This window comes from Deinococcus sp. LM3 (assembly GCF_002017875.1).
Lineage (GTDB): Bacteria > Deinococcota > Deinococci > Deinococcales > Deinococcaceae > Deinococcus.
Map to the genome: position 1 here is coordinate 2,522,481 of NZ_MUFV01000001.1, position 16,246 is coordinate 2,538,726.

The window sequence follows — 16,246 nt, forward strand, 5'->3', positions numbered from 1 at the left end:
GCGAAACAAACGGAATCCGTATGACCCCGGCGTTCAGGCCCGCACGGCCTTCAGCGCCGGGGTCAGCGGGCCCGCTGGTGGTACCCGGCGTTGGGCATGAAGCCCAGCGCGCTGCTGACGCGGTTGGTCATGTTGAACATCCCGATCACCTGGGTGGCCTCGAGAATGTCGTGGTCATTCAGGCCAGCCGCGCGCAGCGGGGTCAGATCGTGTTCGGTCATGTCGGCGGGCGTGCGCGTCAGTTTCTCCGCGAAGGCGCACAGCGCCGCCTGCCGCCCGGTCAGGGTCGCGTGCCGCCAGTTGACGGCGACCGTGTCGGCCCAGGCGGGGTCGCCGCTGTACTCGCGCAGGGCCGCTCCGTGCGAGACGGCGCAGTACACGCAGCGGTTGACGCTGCTGACCACCACGGCCAGCAGTTCGCGTTCCGTGTGGGTCAGGTGACCGTCGCGGTTGACGAGCGTGTTGAAGGCGTTCCACCACGCCAGGAACTGCTCGCCGTTCAGGGCCTGCGCGCGGAACACGTTCGGAACGAAGCCCAGGTTCGCCTCGGCTTTCGCCCAGAGTTTCTGCACGCCTTCGGGGGCGTCGGTGTCGTCGGGAACGGCCAGCCAGGAGATCCGGTTCATGGTCCGTCCAGGGTAGAGCACCGGGGGGGCCGGGTGCGTGGCATCATCGGCGGGTGCCTGCGTTCCGTGCCGAGCTGGTCAGCGTTCCGATGTACGCCAATGTGTTCCTGCTGACCACCCCGCAGGGGCGGCTGCTGGTCGATACCGGCACGGTGGTGCACGCGCCGCGCTTCATGGGTCTGCTGCGGTCGTTCCGGCCGGACGCGCTGCTGGTCACGCACGCCCACCCGGATCACGCGGGGGGCGCGTTCCTGGCGGCGCGGGCGGGCCTGAACGTGCTGGCGCACCCACTGGAGCACCCGGCGCTGCTGGGTCAGGTGCATGACCTGCCGTACCCGGCGGGCCGGCCGGGCGTGGGGCGACTGGTCTCACGCGCGCACCCGAAGGTGCCAGGGTCGGCGTTGCGGGCGGCACTGCCCGGTCAGGAGCTGCTGGGCTGGGAGGTCGTTCACCTGCCGGGCCACACCGCCGGGCAGATCGGCGTGCGGCGCGGGGGCGTGCTGATCGCGGCGGACGCCGTGGTGGGCAGCGTGGACGGCGCGCACCTGCCCCGCGCGGCGTACAACCACGACCACGCGCAGGCGCTGGCCACCCTGAAGACTGTGGCGGGCATGGACCTCCGCGAGATCTGGCCCGGCCACGGCGGTCCTCTGACCCCCGCGCAGGTGCAGGCCCGCGCGGCGCGGGACGAGGGTTGATGGATGAAAGTTGATGGTTGACGGAAGGGCGCCCCCTCCATCAACCATCAACCGTTCACTTTCAACCGTGTCTTACTTCTTGGGTTCGTCGGCGATCTGGCCGGTGACGCCGGGGACCACCCAGGCCATGTTGTTCAGTTCGGCGACGGTGGCGACCTTGCCGGCGGGGACGCGCAGGATGCCGTTGCGGTCCTTGATGGGGCCGGTGAAGGGGTCGAACTTGCCGCCCTTCTCCATGTCGGTTTTCAGGGCCATGACGCGGTCGTACACGGTGGTTTTCTTGCCGTTCACGGTCATGCTCTTGGCTTTCAGGGCCGGGACCCATTTGGGGTTGATGGCCATGCCGTCCTGCGCGCCGAGTTCGACGCTGCCGCCGCGCAGCAGGTTCCAGTAGTCGACTTTCTGGAGGTTCTTGGTGTTGTACGTGCCGGTGCGGATCTTGGTCAGGAAGTCGATGTAGATCTTCTCCCAGTGGACGATCTGGCCGCTGACGACGTAGTCGGGCGCGAACTTGTACATGGGCGAGTAGTGCGCGAAGGACGGGATCTTGCGGGCGGCGGCGGTCTGCACGACGGTGGCGGTGTCCTCGGTGAAGGCCAGAGCGCCGGCGCCCTCGCTGATCAGGCTCTCGGCGGCCTCGCGGGCCTTGTTCGGGTCGAACCACGCGTTGATCCACTTGACGCTGACGGTCGCCTTGGGGTTCACGGCGCGGGCGCCCAGCGCGAAGGCGCTGATGTGCCGCTTGAGTTCCGGGACGGGGAACGCCGCGACGTACCCGAGCTTGTCGGTCTTGCTGACGGCGGCGGCCATCATGCCGTTCAGGTAGTAGATCTGGTAGAAGTCCGCCATGTACGTCGCCATGTTCGGGGCGCGTTTGAAGCCGCTGGCGTGCGCGAAGATCACGTTCGGGTACTTCTTGGCGGCGTCGAGGGTCTGGTCCATGAAGCCGAAGCTGGTCGTGAAGATGACCTTGCAGTTGTCCTTGACCAGCCGGTCGATGACGGGCGTCGCCTGACCCTCGGGAACGCTTTCCACGTACTTGGTTTCCAGCCACGGGAGGGCCTTCTCGGTCTTCTTGCGGGCCTCGTCGTGCGCGTAGCTCCAGCCGATGTCGCCGACCGGGCCGACGTAGATGAAGCAGGCTTTCAGTTTGGCGGTCTGCTGGGCCTGCGCGGCGGGGCTGGTGGCCGTGCCGAGCAGGGCCAGGGTGACGGGCAGAGCAGCGAGAATTGTTTTCTTCATGGAAAGACCTCCGGGCGGCCGGAGCCGACGCGCCGCCACTGCTGTTCATTGTGCCTTCATTCTGTCCTCAAGAAAAGGGACAGCCTGACCAGAATGGCACGGAGTCATCCGGGCGCGGCCCCAATGGTTTGCAATCTGTTCCGAAAAACGCCGGCACTGTGACCCCGCACCCGGCAGCTGAACCGATTACGCCCAGAATGCGTATAGCTGTACAGGAGGGCCACCATGACCGACCCACGCACCCCCGAGGATCAGACCCAGCCGAGCGAACTTCAGACGCCGGACGGGCAGCGCCGCATCCTGACACCCGGCAGTGACCTGAACCCCCGCCGTGAATTCCTGCGCAGCGCCGCGCTGTTCACCGGCACGGTCGCCGCGCTGGGCGGCGGCCTGGAAGTCCTGACCCGCCGCCCCGGTGCCGGTAGCGCCGAGGCGCAGGCCGCCGATCCCTTCAGCCGCGCCGACCGTCCGCTCGGGCCGTACGACACCGACGAGAAGGTCACGCCGTACCAGCAGGCCACCACGTACAACAACTTCTACGAGTTCGGCACCGACAAGAGCGACCCGGCCCGCCTCGCCCGCAGCCTCAAAACCCGCCCCTGGACGGTCCGTATTGACGGCGAGGTCCGCAAACCGCAGACCGTCGACATCGACACCCTGCAGTCCTGGTTCCCGCTCGAGGACCGCGTCTACCGCATGCGCTGCGTGGAGGGCTGGAGCATGGTCATGCCGTGGCTGGGGTTCCCGCTGGCCGGCCTGATCCGCCGTCTGGAGCCCACCAGCAAGGCCAAGTACGTGCAGTTCACGGCGCTGCTGGACCCCAAGCAGTTCCCCGGTCAGCGGCAACCGGTGCTGAAATGGCCGTACGTGGAAGGCCTGCGCCTGGACGAGGCGTTGCACCCCCTGTCATTCATGGCGGTCGGCCTGCACGGGCGCGCCCTGCCCGGCCAGAACGGCGCGCCGCTGCGGCTGGTCGTGCCCTGGAAGTACGGCTTCAAGAACATCAAGAGCATCGTGCGGATCACCTTGACCGAGAAGCAACCCCAGACGACCTGGGCGCTGGCCGCCCCGCAGGAGTACGGCTTCTACGCGAACGTGAACCCGGCCGTCCCGCACCCCCGCTGGAGTCAGGCGACCGAGCGGCGCATCGGTGAACTGGGCCGCCGCAAGACCCTGCCGTTCAACGGGTACGCCGACGAGGTCGCCTCGCTATACCGGGGCATGGACCTGCGGAAGAACTTCTGAACGTGACCCGCCCCGTTCCCGCTGCCCGGCCGGCCCGACGTCCCCCCGCCCGCCTGGGGTGGCTGGTCCCGGCCGTCACGGTCGGCGGCCTGCTCCCGGTCGCCGTGCTGATCCTCGACGCCCTGAGCGGCGCGCTGGGCGCCAACCCCATCCAGCGCGCCACGTTACAGACCGGCCTGCTGACGCTGGTGCTGCTGATCCTGTCGCTGGCCTGCACGCCCCTGCGCCTCCTGACCGGCTGGACCTGGCCCGCCCGCATCCGCAAGACGCTGGGCCTGCTGGCCTTCGGGTACGCGGCCCTGCACTTCCTGATCTACCTGTTCGACCACGGCTTCGACCTGGCCCTGATGACCGAGGACGTCCTGAAACGCCCGTTCATCACGGCCGGATTCACCGCGCTGCTGCTGCTGGTGCCGCTAGCCCTGACGAGCACGCCACGCGCCGTGAAACGCCTGGGATTCCAGCGTTGGACGCGCCTGCACCAGCTCTCGTACGTGGCCGTCAGCCTGGGCGCGCTGCACTACTACTGGGGCGTGAAGCAGGACCACACCCCGCCCCTGATCTACGCCGCCGTGATCGCCACACTGTTCCTGATCCGATTCCTGAAACGCCGCCCGGCCCGCCCCGGCCGTCAGGCCGGAAGCCGCCCCGCGAAGCCCTGACCCCCCGCGCCCGCCTCCGACCCGGGGGCGGGCATCGAACCTCCGGCGCGTTCCGTGCGTACCCAGGGAGACGCGCGCCCCTGCACGCCGCCGGAGGACCCATGAACCGACTGATCGCCGCCAGCCTCCTGATCCTCGCTGCTCCCGCATCGTCGGCCACCGGGCCGTCCATGACTGCGCGGGCCGTCACGGTGACCTCCGTGGCGACCGGGCAGACCCCGCCCGAACTGACCGGCGGCCCCTGGCTGAACGCCCCCGCCCCGCTCACCCTGGCCGGACTGAAAGGCAAGGTGGTGCTCGTGAACTTCTGGGTGTACTCGTGCATCAACTGCCATAACAGCCTGCCCACCCTGAAAGGCTGGTACGGGAAGTACCGCACGCAGGGCCTGGAAATCATCGGCGTGCACACCCCGGAATTCGAGTCCGACAGACCCACCGCCAGCGTGCAGGCCGCTCTGAAAGAGGACGGCGTGACCTGGCCGGTCGTGCAGGACAACGCCCGCACCAACTGGCGCGCCTGGGGCATCCGGGCGTGGCCGACGTTCCTGCTGATCGACCGGCATGGCCGGGTCCGGTACACGCACCGGGGCGAGATCAGCTCCCGCTTCCCGCAGGCCATTCCGCTGCTGGACGCCCGCCTCCGGGCGCTGCTGGCCGAGAAGTGATACGGATTCCGTCTGTTTCGCTGACAACCCGGAACATCGCCGGGTTGCCAGCTCCACGCCCGGAACCCGTTCCGCTCCCACTCTGCGGGGCAGCTCTACGAGTCGCGTCCGCTCGGATTGAATGGTTATTGCAAACCATTCAATCGGAGTCCATATGATCCCGGCCCTGCTGCTGGCCGCCACCCTCGGCGCGGCGCCATCTGTCCCGGCCCTGACGGTCAGCGTGCGCCCGCCGCCCGGCGTGGGATTCAATGTGCGCGGCCCGTCGCTGATCACCGTTCAGGCCGGAACGTACCGCCGCGAGTTCCCGCTGACCGGCGTGCCCGACCCCACGTACCCGGACGCCTTCCGCGCCGTGCGGCCCCTGAGCGTGCGCCTGCCCGCCCGCGTGCGCGGCCCCGTGACCCTGCACGCCCGCCTGTTCCTGTGCGACCGCGTCAGCGGCGTCTGCACCGTGCAGGAACACACCCGCCGCGTGACCCTGAAGGCCGGAACGACCGTGCCCGTGGTGCTTCACCTGCCAGCCGAAAGGTGACGCTGAGGCGGACAGGGAAGAGGCCCGGCGTATTCGTACGCCGGGCCTCTCCCACTTCCTGCTGCCTACTGTCTGCTGCCCGTTCTCAGCGTTCGCCGCGCACGTACGCGCGGCCCAGCGCGGCGGGCGCGTTCCCGGCCTGACCGCGCATGCCCGCCAGGGCCAGCACGACCAGGACCAGCACGAACGGCATGGCGCTGAAGACCTCGGTGGGGACGGGACTGTTGCCCTGAAGGCGGAACTGCAGGTAGTACAGGAACCCGAAGAACAGCGCCCCGGCAATGGCGCGCAGCGGCCGCCAGCCGACGAAGATCACCAGGGCCACGGCGATCCAGCCCAGCCCGGCGGTCATGTTGTCCGCCCAGGAGGACCGGTACGACAGCGTCAGGAACGCCCCGGCCATCCCGGCGAGCGCGCCGCCGCCCAGCACGGCCAGCACGCGGGTCAGGCCGACGTTCACGCCCAGCACGTCGGCCGCCGCCGGGTTCTCGCCGACCGAGCGCAGGGTCAGGCCCGAGCGGGTGGCGCCCAGCCAGAAGGCCATCGCGCCCGCCAGCAGCAGGGCCGCGACCGTGAACGGACTGATCGTGAAGCCGCCCAGGTTCCAGTCGGCGACCTTGTTGAACAGCGGCAGGCCCTCGAAGCGCTTGCCGAGCAGACCGGCGGCGCCCGTGCCGATCAGGGCGAGCGCCAGTCCACTCACGAACTGGTTGGCGCGCAGCGTGACGGTCGCTATGGCGTGCAGCAGGGCCAGCGCGGCGCCCGCCAGCATGGCCGCGCCGACCGCCAGCCACAGGTTTGCGTCCGGGCTGCCTGCCGCGACCGCGAAGGCGGCCAGGGCGCCCACGGCCATCAGGCCCTCGACTCCCAGGTTCACGACCCCGGCGCGTTCGTTCAGGATGGCGCCCAGGCAGGCGAGCAGCAGCGGCGTTCCGACCGCCAGGGCGCGCACGAGCGCCTCGGTGAGTACGTTATCCATGAAGGACCTCGGGGTGCGCGGGGCGCGGGCGGCGGGCCGCAGTGGGGGAGAGGCGGCCCGTCACGCGCGGCCCCACTGCACGCGGTGGCGGACGAAGACCTCGCTGGCGATCAGGCACAGCAGGATCACGCCGCTGAAGATATCCACCACACGGAACGGCAGGTTCAGGTCGATCTTCAGGATGTCGCCGCCCGCCAGGATGATGCCCATGACGGGCGCGGTGATCAGGCACAGCGCCGGGTTCCCGCGCGCCAGCCACGCGACGATCACGGCCGTGAACCCGTACCCGAGGCTGATCTGCCCCGCCTCCAGCAGGCGGTGGTGAATCCCGGCGACCTCGCCCGCGCCGGCCAGTCCGGCCGCGCCCCCGGTGATCAGCGCGACCAGCAGCGCCACGCGGCCACTGCTGAGGCCCGCGTAGCGCGCCGCGCCGGGGTTCTCGCCGACCACGCGCAGCGCGTATCCGAACGTGGAGCGCGACAGCACCCACTGCAACCCCAGCGCGACGGCCACGCCCAGCAGCAGCGTGGGCCAGTGCACCTGCGAGCCCGGCAGGGTGGGCAGGTACGTGCTGGCCGGGAAGGTGTCGGTGTAGATGTACCCGCGCACGTCCTTGCCCTTCCACGGCCCGGCGATCAGGTACGTGACGAGCGCCACCGCGATGTAATTGAGCATCAGCGTGGACAGGATCTCGTTCACGTTCACGCGCCGCAGGGCCGCCGCGATCAGCGCCCACAGGCCCCCGCCGACGAAGCCCGCGACGAACACGGCCGGCAGCAGCAGCGGCCCCGGCAGCGGCACGAACAGCGCCGTCCCGGCCGCGAACACCGCGCCCAGCAGCAGTTGCCCCTCGGCGCCGATGTTGAAGAACTGCGCGCGGAACGCCAGGGCCAGCCCCGCCCCGATCAGCAGCAGCGGAATGGTGCGCCGCCCCACCTCGCCCAGGCCGGTGGAGTCGCCCAGCGTGCCGCGCAGCATGGTGCCGTACACCTCGGCCGGGGACTGCCCGGCCAGCGTGAAGATCAGCGCGCAGATCAGCAGGGCCGTCACCAGCGCCGCCAGCGTGACCAGCGCCGCGCGGGCCGCCGACGGAGCGTTCAGGGCCACGAACCTCACGCGCCCACCCCCGCTGAACCCTGATCCGCGCCGGGAATGCTGTGCGGGTGCGCGCCGCCCATCAGCAGCCCCAGCGACTCACGCGTGACTTCGCCTGCCGGGAACGGCCCCAGCAGCGAGCCGCCCACCATGACCGCCACGCGGTCCGACAGACTCAGCAGCTCGTCCAGGTCCTCGCTGACCAGCAGCACGCCCGCGCCCTGCGCCGTGCGGTCCAGCAGCACCCGGTGCACCTGATCGGTCGCGCCGATATCCAGCCCGTACGTGGGATGCACCGCCAGGATCAGCTTCGGCTGCCCGGCCAGTTCGCGCGCCAGGATCAGCTTCTGGATGTTCCCGCCCGACAGCAGCCGCGTGGGCGTGTGAATGCCCGGCGTGGCGACCGCGTACGCCTCCACCTCGCGCCGGGCGCGGTCGTCGGTGGCGCCCAGGTCCCGCGCCAGCCCGCGCGCCAGCGGCGGCCGCCCGAAGTCCCGCAGCGCGAGGTTCTCCGCGACCGTCATCGTCGGCACCGTGCCGCTGTGAATGCGGTCCTCGGGAATGTGCGCCACGCCCGAACGGAAGCGCCCGGCAGCGTCCCCGGACAGCGGCTGACCGTCCAGCGTGACCGTGCCCGTCGCCTCGTGCAGGCCCGCCAGAACCTCGACCAGTTCGCTCTGCCCGTTCCCGGCGATCCCGGCCACGCCCAGCACCTCGCCCCGGCGCAGCTCGAAGCTCACGCCGCGCAGGGCCGGCAGGCCGCGCGATCCCTGCGCACTCAGGTCCTGCACGCTCAGCAGGGCGCCCGCCTCCGGGCCAGGGCCGTCCGCGCGTTTGCGGGTGAAGTCCACGCTGCGCCCCACCATCAGCTCCGCGAGGCTCTCACGGGTCGCGCCCAGGGTCGGCACGCCGCCCACGACCTTCCCGCGCCGCAGCACCGTCACGCGGTCCGCCACCGCCAGCACCTCATCGAGCTTGTGAGAGATGAAGATCAGGCTGCGCCCGTCCGCCTTCAGCTCGCGCATCACGCGGAACAGCCCGTCGGCCTCCTGGGGGGTCAGCACGCTCGTCGGCTCGTCCAGAATCAGGACCCGCGCGCCGCCCAGCAGCGCCCGCACGATCTCCACGCGCTGCTTCTCGCCCGGCGACAGGTCCGACACGCGCGAGTCCGGGTTCACCTCCAGCCCGTACCGCGCCGAGAGTTCCCGCACCCGGCCCGCCACGCGCCGCGCCGGGAACAGGCCGCCCGCGCCGCCCAGCGCCAGATTCTCGGCCACCGAATGCCGCGACACCAGCAGCGGATGCTGCGGCACCAGCCCCACCCCGAGCCGCAGCGCCTGCGCCGGACTGCCGATCCGCACCGCCCGGCCGTCCAGTTCCACCGCGCCCTCGTCCGGCTGGTACAGGCCGTACAGGATCGAGATCAGGGTACTTTTCCCCGCGCCGTTCTCGCCCAGCAGGGCCAGCACCTCGCCTGCGTGGACGGTCAGGTCCACCGCGTCGTTGGCGACCACGCCAGGAAACCGTTTGGTGATGCCGCGCAGCCGCAGCGCAGGCGGCGCCCCCGCAGCGGAGGGCGAACCGGAAAGATCAGAAGAATGTGTCACGCAGAAGAGTCCTTTGGAGTCGCGGCCCGCCGCGCCTGCCCTCGAATGTGCCCGCACAGACCGGGACAACCCGCACAGACTAGGACAAACGGCCGCGCGGGCCGCCGCCCCTGCCCAGCCAGCGCCGGGCCGTACGGGCCAGGGCTGTCAGCCCTCATACGGATTCCGTCTGTTTCGCCCTCAACCCGGAAACGCACCGGGTTGCCAACTCCACGCCCGGAACCCGCTTCTCTCCCACTCGCATCCGCTCGGATTGAACGGCTTTGCAAGCCATTCAATCGGAGTCCGTTCAGTAGAAGTCGCCGCCGCTGGGGAACGTCACGACTTCCGCGATGCCGTGGCGGTTCAGGCGGGCGATGAACCCGGCGTCCTCGCGGTACGCCATGCCGCTGTCCATCGCCACGCACAGCCGCCCCGCGTACGGAATGGGCGCCCCGGCCCCCACGGTCGGGCCGTGCAGGTGCTCGTCGAGCAGCACGTACACCGGCGTGTGCCCGTGCGCGATGCGCTGCCCGCCGAAGGTGCTCAGCATCTGCCGGGCCTTCTCGTCCCCGGCGCCCAGCACGAACGCGAACCGGTCCGTGAAGGTGTTCAGGAACGCGCCCCAGTCGTCCGGGTCGGGGTTCGTCATCAGTTCCAGCACGGCGGCGTTCACGCCCTCGACGCTGCTGCCCAGCTTCAGGTACATCAGGCTGTCGGCGTGCACCAGCAGCCAGTCGTGCGAGGCCGCCATGGCCGGCCGCTCGGACAGCCACGCCAGGTCGCTGGGTTCCAGCAGGTCCGCGTCCCGCACCTGACCGCCGTTCTCCAGCCAGTACTCCCGGTACCCGTAGCGGTCCTGCGGGTCGCTGTGCCGGAACACCAGCGCCGCCAGGAACATCACCTCGTGGTTGCCCAGCAGCGCCGTCACCTGCCCGCCCACCTCCTGCGCCTGCACTTCCAGGCTGCGGATCAGGCGGATCACGCCCACGCCGTTCGGGCCGCGGTCCACGTAGTCACCCAGGAACACCACGTGCGCGTCCCCGGCCGTCCAGCTGCCGTCGAAGTCGATCAGGCCGGCGCGCAGCAGAATGGCGCGCAGCTTGTCGTACGCGCCGTGAATATCCCCGATCACCCACAGCGGCCTCATGCGCGGGCCCCCCACAGCGGGCCGGCGGGGCAGGGGAGGCAGGACAGGTGGACTCCGGCCGGAGGGGAGGGGCAGTGTTCAGGAAGGCCGCAATTCACGCCCCGAAGTGTAGCGCCCCCGCAGCGGCCCGCGCCGACCCTCTGCTGCGTCCCGCTGCCCACTGTCACCCGTCGTCGTCGGTGCCCGCGCCGTCCCCTTCGGGCAGGGTGCGCCACTTGGTCATGCGGTCCGTGATGTCGTCCTGAATGCGCCGCACGTTGCTTTCCAGCCCGGCGCGCGTGGAATCCAGCTGGTGGCGCAGCCGCATGATCTCCTCGACCCCGGCGAGGTTCACGCCGAGTTCCTGCGTCAGGCGGCGGATCTCGCGCAGATGCTCGATGTCCCGCTCGCTGTACAGGCGGGTCTTACCGCTGCTGCGCCCCGGACGGATCAGCTGCTTGCGCTCGTACAGCCGCAGGGTCTGGGGGTGCATGTCCACCAGTTCCGCCGCGATGCTGATCACGTACACGGGCCGGTCCTTCGGGTCCACCTTGCCGTCTGCGCCCGGCAGTTCGCGCGGTTGCGCCTGCGCCCGCAACTCGTCCTCGATGCGCTCGATTTCCGCCTCGAATTCGCCCTGAATGTCGTCCAGTTCATGCTGAAGCCGCATGACCTCCTCGACCCCGGCGAGGTTCACGCCGAGTTCCTGCGTCAGGCGGCGGATCTCGCGCAGGTGCTCGATGTCCCGTTCGCTGTACAGGCGGGTCTTGCCGCTGCTGCGACCGGGGCGGATCAGACCCTTGCGTTCGTACAGCCGCAGCGTCTGGGGGTGCATGTCCACCAGTTCCGCCGCCACGGAGATGACGTACACGGGCCGATGTCTGGAGTCAGAGGGCATAACTTCCGTTGAGTATACCCGCGTCACTGTTTCTGCAACCGGGAGGCAGCAGGCAGTGGGGTGTAGGCAGCGGGGAGTGGATCTGGGGCGGCCCACACCCCACTGCCCCCCGATCCTGGACGCCCGGCGCGGGTCAGCCCGTATCATCCCCGGTATGACCCATCAGACTCCGGACCTGAGTGCCGCCCTGAACCGTGAGCAGGCGAACGAGGAACTGTTCGCGCTGCTGCGCCTCCCCTCGGTCAGCGCCGACCCGACCCGCACGGCCGACATGGCCGCCACCGCCGAATTCCTGCGCGCCAAACTGAGTGGGCTGGGATTCACGGCCCGCATCGACCCGACCGCCGGGCACCCCGTCGTGTACGCCGAGCGCCTGAACGCCCCCGGTAAACCCACCGTGCTGATCTACGGCCACTACGACGTGCAGCCCGAGGCGCCCCTGGAAGAGTGGGTCACGCCGCCCTTCGAGCCCACCATCCGCGACGGGCGCATCTACGCGCGCGGCAGCACCGACGACAAGGGGCAGGCCTACGCTCACGTGAAGGGCGTGGAACTGCTGCTCGCGCAGGGCGAACTGCCCGTCAACGTGAAATTCCTGCTGGAGGGCGAGGAGGAGATCGGCAGCCCGAACCTCGAACCGTACCTGCGCGACCACGCCGAAGAACTGAAGGCCGACGTGATCGTGATCAGCGACGGCAGCCGCTTCGCGCCCGAGATTCCCACCATCACGTACGGCGTGCGCGGCCTCAGCTACGTCGAGATTCACGTGCAGGGTGCCAACCGCGACCTGCACAGCGGCAGCTACGGCGGCGCCGCCCCCAACCCCATCAATGCGCTGGCCGAGATCATCACGCGCCTCAAGGACGACCAGGGCCGCGTGACCATCCCCGGCTTCTACGACGGCATCGACGAACTGACCCCCGAGGAACGCCAGATGTGGGCCGATCTGCCCCACAGCGACGACGAATTCGCCGCCAGCATCGGCGTGCCCGCCCTGCCCGGCGAGGCCGGATACAGCACCCTGGAACGCCTGTGGGGCCGCCCCACGCTCGACGTGAACGGCATCTGGGGCGGCTACCAGGGCGAAGGCAGCAAGACCGTCATCGCCGCCAAGGCCGGAGCGAAGGTCAGCATGCGCCTCGTGCCCGGACAGGACCCCGACCGCATCACGCAGCTCATCACCGAGTACGTGCCCACACTCGCCCCCGCAGGCACCACCGCCACCGTCCACCCGCACCACGGCGGCCGTCCCTTCAAATTCGACCTGAACAGCCCCTACAACCTCGCCGCGAACCGCGCCCTCAAGCGCGTCTTCGGCCGTGAAGCCGTGTTCGCCCGCACCGGCGGGAGCATCCCCATCGTCGCCGCATTCAACGACCTGCTGCACGCCCCGGTCCTGTTCGTGGACCTCGGCCTGAACGAGGACGCCCCCCACAGCCCCAACGAGAGCTTCGCCGTCAGCGACTACCACAACGGCATCCTGACGAGCGCCTACCTGCTGCAGGAACTCGGCGCGCCCAACACCGCCGAATGAAACTCGGCTTTCTCGCCTCGCACGGCGGCAGCGCCGCGCGGCACCTCGTCGAGGCCTGCCGCGCAGGTGAGCTGAACGCCACCCCGGTCGCGCTGGTCAGCAACAACAGCCGCTCCCCGGCCCTCGCCTGGGCTCAGGAGGCGGGCCTGACTGTCGCGCACCTCAGCAGCGCGAAGTACCCCGACCCGGACGCCCTGGACGCCGCCATTCTGGACGTGCTGGTCGGCGCGGGCGCGGACACCCTGGTCCTCAGCGGGTACATGCGCGAGATCGGCCCGCGCGTCCTGACGCACTTCGCGGGCCGCCTCGTGAACATCCACCCCAGCCTCCTGCCCCGCCACGGCGGACGCGGCATGTACGGCGACCGCGTGCACGAAGCCGTCCTGGCCAGCGGCGACCCCGAGAGCGGCGCGACCGTGCACCTCGTCACCGCCGGCATCGACGAGGGACCCGTGCTGGCGCAGGCCCGCGTGCCCGTCCTGCCCGGCGACGACCTCGCCAGCCTCAAGGCCCGCGTGCAGGCCACCGAGGGTGAGCTGATGCTGCGGGCTGTTCGCAGTCTGGGCGGGTAATCCTCACTCTCACTGCGTCCGTCTCAGCCGACCGGATTCCGCCCATCACGGGTGGGAACCGGTCGGCTGAACGCTTGCCGGGCGTTCGTGCTGGGGCGTGGGGTGTCGGGGTGATCCGCTGCCGGCTCTCCGCTTATACTTGAACTCAGTTCAAATTCTGTGTTCGATCCTGGAGGTTCCACCCATGACTCAAGCTGCCACCCTGCCCGCTTTCGCTGCCCAGGCCGTCAAGAAGGCCCTGCACGACATTCCCATGAACGCCACGGTCGGCGTGCAGATCACCGACGTGGGCGTCGGCTGGGCGACCGGGCAGGCGCCGGACACCGCTCCGTTCCGTAATCACCTGGGCACCATTCACGCGGGCGTGCAGTTCCTGCTGGCCGAGGCCGTGAGTGGCGCGGCGTTCGCGGGCGCGTTCGCAGCGCAACTGGCGGGCGCCGTGCCCCTGATCGAGAAACTGGAGACGCACTACGTGAACCGCGCCGTGGGCGACCTGACCGCGCGGGCCGAGGCGGCCGACCCGGCGGGGATCGCGGTGGCCCACGCCGAGTTCGCGGCGGACGGCAAGGCCCGCCTGATCGTGAACGTGACCGTGCAGGACGGCGAGGGCAAGGACGTGATGCGCGCCGTCGCCCACTGGTACCTGCGCGCCCGCCCCCAGGCGAAGTAACGGGGGGAAGTGGGGGGTAGGCAGTGGGTCGGCTGCTGTCGGCGCAGAACGATCATCGGCCCACGCCGTTTGCGCCGCGCCCGGCCTCCCGCTTCCCGCTCCCTTGCTTTACCCTGCGTGCATGACTGTGTTGCTGCTGGATCACGTGGCGATCGCCACCCCGGACCTGGAGGCGGGTTCGGCGCCGTACGTGGCACTGGGCCTGCACCCGGAAGGGCCGGACGAGGAGGTCGCGTCGCAGGGCGTGCGGGTGCGGGCGTTCCAGGTGGGGGAGACCCTGATCGAACTCCTGATGCCCACGCGGGACGACAGCCCGATCGCGGCTTTCCTGGCGCGCAAGGGGCCGGGGCTGCATCACACGGCGTACCGCGTGGCGGACCTGAACGCCGAGATGACCCGCCTGCGCGCGGACGGGGCGCGCTTCCTGAACGAGGAGCCCACGTCGGGCCGGGCCGGGTCGCGCGTGGCGTTCCTGCATCCGAAGTGGGGGGCTGGCACGCTGATCGAGCTGGTCGAGCATCCAGCTGGTGGGCATCCGGCTGGTGGGCATCCGGCTGGTGGGCACGGTTGATACGGATTCCGTTTGTTTCGCCGACAATCCGGAACTTCACCGGATTGCCAGCTCCACGTCCGGAACCCGTTTCTCTCCTGCTCACATCCGCTCGGATTGAATGGGCTTTGCAGCCCATTCAATCGGAGTCCTTATGAGGCGTCCCAGGCCGCTGTGGTGGGTGCCGGCGCTGCTGATCATGGGGGCCATCTGGTCGCTGAGCAGCGCGCCGCAGACGCCGGGGCCGTCGCTGGAGCACCCGAAGGACTGGATCGCGCACTTCCTGGCGTACTTCGCGCTGGCGTTCACGCTGGCCCGCGCGACCGGGCGGCGCGGCGCGGCGCTGGTGATCGCGGCGTGGTTCGGGGCGCTGGACGAGGTGCATCAGGCGTTCGTGCCGCCGCGTGAGGCGGGCGTGCAGGACTGGCTGTTCGACGTGGCGGGCGCGTGGCTGGGTTCATGGCTGGCGCTACGCGGCGCGGCCCGCCCGTCGGCCCGGCCGGACGGTTCCCCGGAGCGGGCGGCGGGTCCAGTGAGCTGAGGGCCGGGCGGGGTGAATCTCTGCCCCCGTTGCAGTTCTGTCAGAGTCGGGCCGCTACGCTGCCGGGCATGACGACCGCCCTGAGTTCCGTTTCCACTTCCGACGGGCACGTGGCGGCCCTTCAGGCGGCCCTGACGCAGCTGGACAGCGTCATCCTGGGCAAGGGCGGGCAGGTGCGGCTGGCGCTGACCTGCCTGCTGGCGCGCGGGCACCTGCTGATCGAGGACCAGCCGGGCGTGGGGAAGACCACGCTGGCGCAGGCGCTGGCCCGCACCTGCGGCCTGGAATTCCGGCGCGTGCAGTTCACGGCGGACCTGCTGCCCGCCGACCTGACGGGCGTGAGCGTCTGGGACGCCCCGGCCGCCGCGTTCCGCTTCGTGCCGGGGCCGGTGTTCAGCGAGATGCTGCTGGCCGACGAGATCAACCGCGCTACGCCCCGCACGCAGGGAGCGCTGCTGGAAGCCATGGAGGAACGGCAGGTCTCGGAAGGTGGCGTGACCCGCCCGCTGCCGCAGCCGTTCTTCGTGATCGCCACGCAGAACCCGGCGGCGTTCGTGGGCACCAGCCCCCTGCCGGAAGCGCAGCTGGACCGCTTCCTGATGACCGTCACGCTGGGGTACCCGGACGTGCGCGCCGAGCGGCAACTGCTGGAAACGGGGGGCCGCAGCCAGAGCGTCCGGGATCTGGGGGCCGTCCTGAGCGCCCCGGCCCTGCTGGCCATGCAGGCCGAGGTGGACCGCGTGCACGCCGCCGCGCCGCTGCTGGATTACCTGCAACTGCTGGCCCGCGCCACCCGCGAACACCCCGCACTGGCGGCGGGCCTGAGCCCACGCGCACTGCTGGCGCTGCTGGCCGCCGCGCGCGCCTGGGCGTACCTGCACGGGCGGCCCATGGTGCTGCCCGAGGACGTGCAGGCCGTGTTCCCGGCGCTGGCCGCGCACCGCCTGCCGCCCCGCGACCCGTCCGTGAATGTGGGCGCGCTCCTCACGGCGCTGCTGGCCGACACGCCCATTCCCTGA

18 protein-coding genes are annotated in these 16,246 nt (G+C 70.4%); 11 read left to right on the forward strand and 7 right to left on the reverse strand.

The features are described from left to right. Positions 1-62: 62 nt before the first annotated feature. A complete protein-coding gene (locus BXU09_RS11885) occupies positions 63-626 on the reverse strand; it encodes a peroxidase-related enzyme (RefSeq protein ID WP_078303007.1) in 564 nt (187 codons plus the stop codon). A 53-nt stretch (positions 627-679) separates the two neighbouring features. Between BXU09_RS11885 and BXU09_RS11890 the strand changes: the two genes are divergently transcribed. Then, positions 680-1,324 (forward strand): MBL fold metallo-hydrolase, encoded by a 645-nt coding sequence (locus BXU09_RS11890; protein WP_346417567.1) that lies wholly within the window; start codon positions 680-682, stop codon positions 1,322-1,324. Between the two features lie 72 nt (positions 1,325-1,396). Here BXU09_RS11890 and BXU09_RS11895 read toward each other — a convergent pair whose 3' ends face one another. Next, on the reverse strand, positions 1,397-2,566 hold the full coding sequence (locus BXU09_RS11895) for a BMP family ABC transporter substrate-binding protein (protein ID WP_078303018.1): 1,170 nt from the start codon (positions 2,564-2,566) through the stop codon (positions 1,397-1,399). A 225-nt stretch (positions 2,567-2,791) separates the two neighbouring features. On the opposite strand from BXU09_RS11895, the gene msrP reads away from it, so the two are divergent. From msrP to BXU09_RS11915, 4 genes are all read left to right on the forward strand, one after another. Beyond that, positions 2,792-3,811 (forward strand): protein-methionine-sulfoxide reductase catalytic subunit MsrP, encoded by a 1,020-nt coding sequence (gene msrP / locus BXU09_RS11900; RefSeq protein WP_078303035.1) that lies wholly within the window; start codon positions 2,792-2,794, stop codon positions 3,809-3,811. A 53-nt stretch (positions 3,812-3,864) separates the two neighbouring features. Beyond that, the gene (locus BXU09_RS11905; RefSeq protein WP_240501346.1) at positions 3,865-4,473 is read left to right on the forward strand and encodes a protein-methionine-sulfoxide reductase heme-binding subunit MsrQ; all 609 of its coding nucleotides are present in this window, start codon (positions 3,865-3,867) and stop codon (positions 4,471-4,473) included. Positions 4,474-4,574: 101 nt separating this feature from the next. Beyond that, positions 4,575-5,138 carry a redoxin family protein gene (locus BXU09_RS11910; protein WP_078303044.1) on the forward strand — a complete coding sequence of 188 codons (564 nt, stop codon included), beginning with the start codon at positions 4,575-4,577 and terminating at the stop codon, positions 5,136-5,138. Between the two features lie 154 nt (positions 5,139-5,292). Further along, positions 5,293-5,673 carry a hypothetical protein gene (locus tag BXU09_RS11915; RefSeq protein WP_078303046.1) on the forward strand — a complete coding sequence of 127 codons (381 nt, stop codon included), beginning with the start codon at positions 5,293-5,295 and terminating at the stop codon, positions 5,671-5,673. A gap of 85 nt (positions 5,674-5,758) precedes the next feature. Here BXU09_RS11915 and BXU09_RS11920 read toward each other — a convergent pair whose 3' ends face one another. The 5 genes from BXU09_RS11920 to BXU09_RS11940 all read right to left on the reverse strand — a co-directional run bounded on the left by BXU09_RS11920 (position 5,759) and on the right by BXU09_RS11940 (position 11,360). Continuing rightward, positions 5,759-6,652, reverse strand: a complete 894-nt coding sequence (locus BXU09_RS11920) for an ABC transporter permease (protein WP_078303051.1) — start codon at positions 6,650-6,652, stop codon at positions 5,759-5,761. A 60-nt stretch (positions 6,653-6,712) separates the two neighbouring features. After that, entirely contained in the window at positions 6,713-7,768 is a 1,056-nt protein-coding gene (locus BXU09_RS11925) for an ABC transporter permease (RefSeq protein ID WP_078303055.1), read from the reverse strand. Further along, the gene (locus BXU09_RS11930) at positions 7,765-9,261 is read right to left on the reverse strand and encodes an ABC transporter ATP-binding protein (protein WP_078303059.1); all 1,497 of its coding nucleotides are present in this window, start codon (positions 9,259-9,261) and stop codon (positions 7,765-7,767) included. Before BXU09_RS11930 ends, BXU09_RS11925 begins: the two co-directional genes overlap by 4 nt. Before the next feature lie 382 nt (positions 9,262-9,643). Beyond that, positions 9,644-10,483 (reverse strand): metallophosphoesterase, encoded by an 840-nt coding sequence (locus BXU09_RS11935; RefSeq protein ID WP_055363759.1) that lies wholly within the window; start codon positions 10,481-10,483, stop codon positions 9,644-9,646. Positions 10,484-10,646: 163 nt separating this feature from the next. Then, complete coding sequence (locus BXU09_RS11940; RefSeq protein WP_078303063.1) at positions 10,647-11,360, reverse strand: helix-turn-helix transcriptional regulator; 714 nt, start codon at positions 11,358-11,360, stop codon at positions 10,647-10,649. Positions 11,361-11,514: 154 nt separating this feature from the next. On the opposite strand from BXU09_RS11940, the gene BXU09_RS11945 reads away from it, so the two are divergent. The 6 genes from BXU09_RS11945 (at position 11,515) to BXU09_RS11970 (ending at position 16,246) form a co-directional block, all read left to right on the forward strand. After that, positions 11,515-12,894: a dipeptidase gene (locus BXU09_RS11945; RefSeq protein ID WP_078303066.1), complete on the forward strand. Its 1,380-nt coding sequence runs from the start codon at positions 11,515-11,517 to the stop codon at positions 12,892-12,894. Next, the gene (locus tag BXU09_RS11950) at positions 12,891-13,466 is read left to right on the forward strand and encodes a phosphoribosylglycinamide formyltransferase (protein ID WP_078303070.1); all 576 of its coding nucleotides are present in this window, start codon (positions 12,891-12,893) and stop codon (positions 13,464-13,466) included. The genes BXU09_RS11945 and BXU09_RS11950 overlap by 4 nt, the downstream gene beginning before the upstream one ends. Positions 13,467-13,650: 184 nt before the next feature. Continuing rightward, positions 13,651-14,136 (forward strand): DUF4442 domain-containing protein, encoded by a 486-nt coding sequence (locus BXU09_RS11955; protein WP_078303075.1) that lies wholly within the window; start codon positions 13,651-13,653, stop codon positions 14,134-14,136. Positions 14,137-14,257: 121 nt separating this feature from the next. Continuing rightward, the gene (mce, locus tag BXU09_RS11960; RefSeq protein ID WP_078303079.1) at positions 14,258-14,707 is read left to right on the forward strand and encodes a methylmalonyl-CoA epimerase; all 450 of its coding nucleotides are present in this window, start codon (positions 14,258-14,260) and stop codon (positions 14,705-14,707) included. A gap of 133 nt (positions 14,708-14,840) precedes the next feature. Further along, complete coding sequence (locus BXU09_RS11965; protein WP_078303082.1) at positions 14,841-15,227, forward strand: VanZ family protein; 387 nt, start codon at positions 14,841-14,843, stop codon at positions 15,225-15,227. Positions 15,228-15,295: 68 nt separating this feature from the next. Beyond that, positions 15,296-16,246, forward strand: a complete 951-nt coding sequence (locus tag BXU09_RS11970; RefSeq protein WP_078303086.1) for an AAA family ATPase — start codon at positions 15,296-15,298, stop codon at positions 16,244-16,246.